Consider the following 1,433-nt stretch of genomic DNA (forward strand, 5'->3'; position numbering starts at 1 on the left):
GGCTCTTCGCAGTTGAGGGTGTAGCGGGGGTGGGCGCGTCGGTGGCCGGGTAGGGGTCGAGGTCTTCCGATGATGGGAGTTCTCACGCTGCCCATCTGGAAGACCTCGACGTGTCTGACGCTACCTTCACCTGCCCTGACCTGACCACTTTCGCCCGCGTTGACGAGCTCGGTCTCGAGGTCGTCGGTCAGCGGCTTGAGCCCGACCGGGCGGTGCTGGCGTGCCGGGTCGTCGGTGCCGGCGACGCCGATGGCTGGTGTCGGCGGTGTGGCTGCGAAGGGACCGTTCGCGACTGCGTGGTCCGGCGGCTGGCGCACGAGCCGCTGGGTTGGCGTCCCACGATGCTGCACGTGACGGTGCGCCGCTACCGGTGCAGTGGTTGTGGGCACGTGTGGCGCCAAGACACCAGCCGCGCGGCCGAGCCGCGGGCGAAGCTGTCCCGGCGCGGGTTGCGGTGGGCGCTGGAAGCCCTGGTGGTCCAGCACCTGACCGTTGCCCGGGTTGCCGAGGGTCTCGGGGTCGCGTGGAACACCGCCAACGACGCGGTTCTTGCCGAGGGCAAACGCGTGCTGATCGATGATCGCGGCCGGTTCGACGGCGTGGCCGTGATCGGGGTCGACGAGCACGTCTGGCGACACACCCGCCGCGGCGACAAGTACGTCACCGTGATCATCGATCTCACCCCGATCCGCGATGGGACCGGGCCGGCACGGTTGCTGGACATGATCGAGGGCCGCTCGAAACAGGTCTTCAAGACCTGGCTCACCGAACGGCCCGAGTCCTGGCGCGACGCCGTGGAGGTCGTCGCGATGGACGGCTTCACCGGCTTCAAGACCGCGGCTGCCGAAGAGTTGCCGGACGCGGTCGCGGTCATGGATCCCTTTCACGTGGTGCGGCTGGCCGGCGACGCCCTCGACGAGTGCCGACGACGAGTCCAGCAAGCCATCCACGGCCACCGGGGACGCAAGGACGACCCGCTCTACTCCGCCCGGCGGACCCTGCACACCGGCGCCGACCTACTCACCAGCAAGCAGGCCCAGCGGCTGGCCGACCTGTTCACGGCCGACGAACACGTCGAGGTCGAAGCGAGCTGGGGGATCTACCAGCGCATGATCGCCGCCTACCGCGAACCCGACCGCAGCCGTGGCCGGGAGCTGATGACCCGGCTCATCGACTCGGTCAGCCACGGCGTGCCCACCGCACTCGTCGAACTCATCACACTCGGCCGGACACTGAACAAGCGCGCCGCCGACGTCCTGGCCTACTTCGACCGACCCGGCACCAGCAACGGACCCACCGAAGCCATCAACGGCCGACTCGAACACCTCCGCGGCTCAGCACTCGGCTTCCGCAACCTCACCAACTACATCGCCAGATCACTACTCGAAACCGGCGGCTTCAGACCACAACTACACCCTCGATCGTGAAGAGCC

At 68.4% G+C, this 1,433-nt stretch carries 1 protein-coding gene; it reads left to right on the top strand.

Annotated features, from left to right (window positions below; genetic code table 11):
- The first annotated feature begins 110 nt into the window (after positions 1–110).
- Positions 111–1,427, top strand: coding sequence for an ISL3 family transposase (locus tag ACZ3HV_RS44550; RefSeq protein ID WP_465693956.1), 1,317 nt, complete (start codon positions 111–113; stop codon positions 1,425–1,427).
- Positions 1,428–1,433 lie beyond the last annotated feature (6 nt).

It is taken from the genome of Kribbella sp. NPDC020701 (genome assembly GCF_055562215.1).